Genomic DNA, 6682 nt, shown 5'->3' on the forward strand with positions numbered 1-6682 from the left:
CGACTCCGATTACCGTATGCCGCCGCGGACGGCGTAGATGTTGTGGATGTCCGTGCCGACGTACAGCTCGTCCTGCTCGGCGAGGACCGAGAAGCCGCGGTCCTCCAGCAGGGCGACGAGCCGGGCGACCTCGCCGTCGGCGTCGTGCGCCTCCAGCACCATCTGCTGGATCTTCGGCCAGTCCTCGTCGGCGATGCCGGCGATGACCTGGCGCTCGCTCTTCTGCACGTCGATCTTGATCAGGTCGATGCGCTCGATGCCCTGCTCGCGGATGACGGCGCTCAGCGGCCGCAGCGTCGCGGTGAAGGGGATCGCCTCGAAGCGCACGTCGAGCAGCTCCTCGGCGTGCTCGGCCAGCCCGCCGGCGTCCACGCCGCCGGCCTTCTGCTGGTTGGCGATGATGGTGCGCAGGTTGTGCTTCTCCTCCTCCTCGTCGGGGTGGAAGGAGGACATGCCGGAGCTGCGCGGGTAGAAGGTGAACTCCGCCCGGCTCTCGGTGTCGGAGACGCCGATGTTGAACAGCCGCGCGTTCACGCCGTGTTCGGCGGCGTTGCGGGTGAGCAGCTCGAACATCGGGGGCGCCGGCTCGAAGGTGTAGACGGTGACGTCGCTGGCCTCGTAGTGCGCGAAGAGCGTGAACAGCCCGATGTTGCCGCCGACGTCGACGACGGTGCCGCCGTCGGGCACGGTGATGCCGTGCTTGGCGTAGGTGCGGTGGTCGAAGATGTCCTCGTAGAAGTGGAGGGTCTCCGCCTCGTTCTGGTGCGACACGGTCAGCCCGTTGGGCAGCGTGAAGCGGGCCTGGGAGCCGCTGGTGTGCAAGGAGGAGCCGGCCGCGGAGCCGGTCAGCTCGCCGCCGGCGCGCAGGGTGTCGACGGCCTCGGCCATCCGGGCCAGCGTGGACCAGGCGTAGACCTGGCGCAGCGACATCTCGACGCCGAAGGCGCGGCCGATGCGCAGCAGCAGCCGGGACGCCAGCAGCGAGTTGCCGCCGATCTCGAAGAAGGCCAGGTCGCGCGGGATGGGCCGGTCGGTCTTCAGCAGCCTGGCCCACAGCTCGTGCAGGGTCCGCTCCGTCTCGCTCGCCTCCGCCGCGGCCTCGGTCGCGCGGGGGGCGGCCGCGGCGGCGGACAGCCCGCCGGCCGGGAAGACGCTCCAGTCGGCGTCGGCGTCGGCCAGCCACAGCTTGCCCAGCGCCTTGAGCGCGACGGCGGTGTCCGAGCGGTTCTCCAGCGGGTGGCGCATCGCGGCGACGATGGCGCCGGCGTCGCTGCCGCGCACCACGGTGGCCATGCTGGACAGGGTCTGCCCCGGGCCGGCCTCCAGCAGCAGCGGCCCGGCGCCGATGCCGGCCAGGCCCTGGGCGAAGCGCACCGGGCTGACCAGGTGCCGCGCCCAGTACGCCGGGTCGGTGGCCTCGGCGTCGGTGATCGGCTCGCCGGTGACGTTCGAGAAGTACGGGATGCGCGGCGGGTTCAGGGTCAGCGTGCGGGCGACGGCGGTGACCTGGTCGGCGATCGGGGCCATCAGCTCGGTGTGGAAGGCGTGCGTGGTGGTGACCCGGCGGCTGACCACGCCCCGGTCGGCCAGTCGCCCGGCCAGCGCGTCCACGGCCTCGGTCGGTCCGCCGACCACGCAGAACTCCGGGCCGTTGACCGCCGACAGCGAGGTGCCGTCCGCCAGCAGCGGCAGCAGCTCGGCCTCCGGCAGCATCACCGCGAGCATCGCGCCCTCGGGCAGCGCGTCGATCAGCGCCGCCCGGCGGGCCACCAGGGTCAGCGCGTCCTCCAGGGACAGCACCCCGGCCAGCGTCGCGGCGACGTACTCGCCCAGGCTGTAGCCGATCATCACCGAGGGGCGCACGCCCCAGGACTCCCAGAGCCGCGCCAGCGCGTACTCGATGGTGAACAGCGCCGGCTGGGCCACCTTGGTGGCGTCCAGGCGGCGCTCGTCGGCGCTGCGCGGGCCGGTGTCCCGGCCGAGCATCCGGCGCAGGTCCACGGCCGGCGCGGCCGGCTGCCCGGCGGCCGGGTCGGGGAAGACGACCTCGCGCACGTCCAGGCCCAGCTCGGGCTCGAGGGCGGCGGCGCACGCGTCCACGGCGTCCCGGAAGACCGGGAAGTCGCGGTAGAGGTCGCGGCCCATGTCCAGGTAGTGGTCGCCGAGCCCGGGGAACATGAAGGCGACCGGCTGGGTGCGGTCGCCGGGCTTGGCGCCCAGTTCGACGACCTCGCCGCCGCCGGCCAGCACCGCGCCGCGGTGGGCGCCGCTCCCGCCGCCGCCGGCGCGCACCCGCACCGGCACGTCCGCGGCGGCCGGCGCGGCGGCCAGCTCCTGCTTCAGCGCGGCCAGGCCGGAGTCGAGGGAGGCGCCGTCGTCTCCGCGGACCAGAGCGAGGTGCCACAGTACGGGCCCGTCGGGCGCACCCGCCGCGGCGGGCGTCGCCTCGGCGTCGATCGTGTTGGGGCTCATGCCACTCCTTGGATGTCCGTGGTCGCCCCAGCGTCGCCAGGCCGACTAGAGCTGGGCCGGAGCAGCACTGGATGTAGGCCGCCCGGGTCGGCCCGGCGCGCGGCGGGTGCGCGCCCGGGTCAGGCGGTCGGGGCCAGGGACTCGGCGAACCGCTTGGCGAGCCCGAGCGTGGTCAGCGAGTTGCGGCCGAGGGCCTCGCGCACATGGCGGCGGGCCTGCTCCAGGGTCGCGTCCGGGCCCAGCACCCGCCGCACGGCCTCCTCCCGCAGCACCACCCGGTGCTGGGAGACCACCCGCACGCCGTCGCCGTCCGGCAGCACCGACCACTCGCCGGTGTGCGCCGCCATGAGGGCGGGCGTGACGGTCTGCTTGTAGACGATGCGGCCCGCGTGCGGGAAGCAGATCCGCACCGACTCGGTGGTGTGCAGGGACCCGTCGGCGGTCCGCGTGTCCATCGCCATCACCTGCACCCCCGGACTCACGTCGGTGAGGTCCAGCCGGGCCACGTGCGGCAGCCGCTCGGGCCACTCGGAGGCACGGTAGAGGAACTCGTACACCGCCTCCGGCGCCGCCTCCACACGCACGGAGTCCTCGAAGGACAGCAGCAGGGCGTCCAGCGCGGTCCAGCGCTCGGCCAGGTCGCGCAGGTTGCCCAGCTCGGCGGCCGCGTTGGTGTCCAGGGCGCGCTCCACCCAGGCCACGTCCTCGGGACGGTCGCCGGGCACCGTGTAGTCGTGCAGCAGGGTCAGCCGGCTGCCGCCGCCGGGCAGCTCCTCGACGATCCAGGTGCCGTTCATCGCGGTGACCGGCGGCTGCGGCTGGTGCTGCCGGAACTGGATGACCCGGTCCTGGGGGTCCTGCACCCGGTAGGAGATCCACGAGCGGATCTGCCCGTTGGCCACCGACCACATCCGCAGCCGCTCGGTCCCGCCGTCGAAGTCCAGGCGCTCCACGTGCAGGTTGGGCGGGTAGAACAGCGGCCACTGCTCCACGTCGGCGATCAGTCCGTAGACGACCCCGGGCGGCGCGGCGACCTCGATCGCGTGGGACGTCCGGCGGACACGCTGATCCGTCACGGCCAGCACCTCGTCTTTCTGTCGTTCTCGGGGCTTGTCGAAGTCGGTCGTCAGGTCTGTGCGCCTGTGCGCCTGTGCGCCTGTACATCTATGTGTCTGTGTGTCTGTGCGTCTGTGCGTCTGTGCGTCCCGGGGCCCGGGGCCCGGGCGTCAGAAGGTGCCCAGGCCGCCGCAGACGTTCAGCGCCTGCGCGGTGATGGAGGCGGCGGCCGGCGAGGCCAGGTAGCCGACCAGGCCGGCGACCTCCTCGGACGTGGAGTAGCGGCCGAGCGGGATCTTCGCCTCGAACTGCTCCAGCACGTACTCCTCGGTGGTCTGCCACGCGGCGGCGTACCCCTTGCGGACCCGCTCGGCCATCGGCGTCTCGACGTAGCCGGGACAGACGGCGTTGACGGTGACGCCGCTGGGCGCCAGCTCCCGGCCCAGGGCCTTGGTGAAGCCGACCACGCCGTGCTTGGAGGCGCTGTAGGGGGCGCCCAGCAGCACGCCCTGCTTGCCGGCGGTGGAGGCGATGTTGACGATCCGGCCCCCCTCGGCGCCGGCCAGGCCGCCGTTGCGCAGCACCTCGCGGGTCACCAGGAAGACGCTGTTGAGGTTGGTGTCGATGATGTCGTACCAGAGGTCGTCGTCGATCTCGGCGGTGACGCCGCCGCCGCTGCGGCCGGCGTTGTTGACCAGCACGGTGATCGGTCCGTAGCGCTCCACCGCGGCCCGTACGACCGAGGCCACCGACGCGCCGTCGCGCACGTCGCCGGCCACGCCGTCCACCTCCAGGCCCTCGTCGGCGAGGTCGGCGACGGTCTGCTTGACGTCCTGCTCGGTCCGCGCGCACAGGAACACCCGGTGCCCGGACCGGCCCAACTGCCGGGCCACCGCGAGACCGATGCCGCTGGTGGCGCCGGTGACCAGGGCGACAGGCCGGTCGGTCATGTCATCGCTCCTTCCGCCGCGCGACATACGTCACGAGGTGCTTCACGGGGTGCTTCACGGGGTGTCCCTCTCGGGGTGCTTCACGGGGCGTCTCACGAGCTGCCGCGGTACGGGACCGGGGCGCCGGCAGGGGCGGCCGGAGAGCGCCGCTCGGGCTCGGCGGCGCGCGGGTCCTCCCGCGGGACGCGCTCCGCCCGGCCGGGCGGGACGCTGTCGTCGTCGCGCCCGAGGACGTCGGCCACCCGGGCCACCAGGTGCAGCTCACCGGCGTCGTCGAGGTAGCCGACGTCCCCGGTGGCGAACCAGCCGTCCGGGCCGGTCGGCGGCCGATCGCCGCCCAGGTAGCCGGCCATGAGCTGCGGGCCGCGGACTTCGACCTCGCCGGTGGCCCACACCTCGACCGGGACCCGGGTGGCGACGTCGACCAGGCGGCACTCGGTTCCGGGCACGGGAAGGCCCACCGCGCCCTCGCGGTGACCGCCGGGCCGCTGGCAGTGGGTGAGCGGGGACAGCTCGGCCATGCCGTAGCCCTGCAACACGGGCACGCCGAGCCGCTCGCGCAGGGTGCGGGCGGCCGCGGGCAGCAGCGCCGACCCGCCGGAGAGCACCGAGGTCAGCCGCTCCCCGCCGGCCGGCCGGGGCAGTGCGGCCAGGCGGGGGTCGGCGGCCAGCCGGTGCAGCCGGGCGGGCAGTCCGAGGTAGTGGGTGGCGCCCGCCTGCGCCGCCGCGGCCAGCGAGGCCACCGGGTCGGGGTCGGCGCACAGCACCTGGCAGGCACCGGCGTACACCGCCGAGTTGAGGTGCATGGCAGGGAGCAGCGGAAGGTGGGCGAGGGTCACCGAGTCCGGGCCGAGGCCGTGCGCGAGCGCGGTCTGCCGGGCGTTGGCGACCAGGTTGCGGTGGGTGAGCCGCACGCCCCTGGGGCGGCCGCTGGTGCCGGTGGTGAACTGCACGCACGCCACCCGGTCCGGGTCGAGCCGGCCGAGGCCCGCGGGCTGCGGGTCGGCGGCCGCCAGGGCGGCCGCCCACGGCAGCGCGTCCCCGGGGAGGACGCCGTCGGCGGCGTCGGTCACCACCAGGGCGAGCGGTCCCGCCAGCGCTGCCCGCGCCGTGTTGAGCGGCTCGGCGACGCGGGCCGGCGCGAACACCAGCTCCACCTCGCCGGCCGCGCACACGTGCCGCAGCCCTTCCTCCGTCATCAGCGGGTCGACGAGGACGACGACCGCGCCGGCCCGCAGGGCGCCGTAGTAGGCGGCGGCGAAGGCCGCGTCGAGGGTGTTCGCCACACCGACCCGCGCCCCCCGCGGCTCGCCCAGCGCGCCCCGCAGGAAGGCGGCGACCCGGTCGGCGCGGGCGTCGAGTCCGCCGAAGGACACCGGGCCGTCCGGGGTGCGCAGCGCGATGCCGTCGGGGTCGCGCACGGCCGCCGCCCGCAGCAGGCCGTCCACCGGGAGATCGGGGTACGTGAAGCTCGGCACGGTGGTCACTCCTCCGGCTCGGCGGTCCCGTACGGGCGCGGGGCGGGGACCTCGCGGCTCCCACCGTCGGCCGGGGCGCTTGAGGAAGGTTCGAAGGGTGCTCGATCCGCGGTGCGGAGAGTGTCCACGACCGAAGATGTCCCGAGGGCACGGAGGAGTGGCATGACCACCGAGACGCTCGACCGCCCGGCGACCGCCACCGACGCCGACGCGGTGGCCGACGAGGCCGCGTACATCCAGATCCAGCAGTTCTACGCGCGCCAGATGCAGTTGTTCGACGCCTTCGACGCCGAGCGGTGGGCGGGCACCTTCACCCCGGACGCCGTCTTCGACCTGCCGACGCTCGACCGGCCGGTGCGCGGCCGCGCCGAACTGGCCGCCACCGTGCGGCGCAACAGGGCGCAGGCGGTGCGCGGCGGCGAGCAGACCCGGCACTGGATCGGCATGCTCGACGTGCGGCCGCAGGCGGACGGCACCATGCACACCCGCTGCTACGCCCTGGTGTACGTCACCCCGCGCGGCGGCGAGCCGAGGGTGCAGCGGGTCTGCGTGATGGAGGACGTGCTGGTGCGCTCGCGGGGCAAGTGGCGCACCCGCTGCCGCCTGGTGACCCGCGACGACCTGGCCTGATCCGGCGCCCCCGCGCGGCAGCCGCCGCGGCCGGCCGGTCACGACCGGTCGGCCGCGGCGGGCGCCGCCGCGGGGTCCGCGTCCGTCACGCCGCCG

At 74.8% G+C, this 6682-nt stretch carries 5 protein-coding genes; 1 reads left to right on the forward strand and 4 read right to left on the reverse strand.

Annotation, left to right across the window (positions count from 1 at the left end):
- Nucleotides 1–9 precede the first annotated feature (9 nt).
- From C6N75_RS00420 to C6N75_RS00435, 4 genes are all read right to left on the reverse strand, one after another.
- Nucleotides 10–2472 (reverse strand): FkbM family methyltransferase, encoded by a 2463-nt coding sequence (locus tag C6N75_RS00420; RefSeq protein ID WP_105866808.1) that lies wholly within the window; start codon nt 2470–2472, stop codon nt 10–12.
- Nucleotides 2473–2591: 119 nt separating this feature from the next.
- A complete protein-coding gene (locus tag C6N75_RS00425; RefSeq protein ID WP_105866811.1) occupies nt 2592–3548 on the reverse strand; it encodes an aromatase/cyclase in 957 nt (318 codons plus the stop codon).
- Between the two features lie 150 nt (nt 3549–3698).
- Nucleotides 3699–4478, reverse strand: a complete 780-nt coding sequence (gene fabG, locus C6N75_RS00430) for a 3-oxoacyl-ACP reductase FabG (protein ID WP_105866809.1) — start codon at nt 4476–4478, stop codon at nt 3699–3701.
- A 92-nt stretch (nt 4479–4570) separates the two neighbouring features.
- Nucleotides 4571–5956: an AMP-binding protein gene (locus tag C6N75_RS00435; RefSeq protein WP_105866812.1), complete on the reverse strand. Its 1386-nt coding sequence runs from the start codon at nt 5954–5956 to the stop codon at nt 4571–4573.
- A 162-nt stretch (nt 5957–6118) separates the two neighbouring features.
- Here C6N75_RS00435 and C6N75_RS00440 point away from each other — a divergent pair, with 162 nt between their 5' ends.
- Nucleotides 6119–6586: a nuclear transport factor 2 family protein gene (locus C6N75_RS00440; RefSeq protein ID WP_105866810.1), complete on the forward strand. Its 468-nt coding sequence runs from the start codon at nt 6119–6121 to the stop codon at nt 6584–6586.
- Nucleotides 6587–6682 lie beyond the last annotated feature (96 nt).

The organism is Streptomyces solincola, assembly GCF_002982015.1.
Lineage (GTDB): Bacteria > Actinomycetota > Actinomycetes > Streptomycetales > Streptomycetaceae > Streptomyces > Streptomyces solincola.

Bases quoted from the DNA above. Each gene is read 5' to 3' on its own strand.
- C6N75_RS00420 (WP_105866808.1), bottom strand. From the start codon at position 2,472: ATGAGCCCCAACACGATCGACGCCGAGGCGACGCCCGCCGCGGCGGGT.
- fabG (WP_105866809.1), bottom strand. From the start codon at position 4,478: ATGACCGACCGGCCTGTCGCCCTGGTCACCGGCGCCACCAGCGGCATC.
- C6N75_RS00440 (WP_105866810.1), top strand. From the start codon at position 6,119: ATGACCACCGAGACGCTCGACCGCCCGGCGACCGCCACCGACGCCGAC.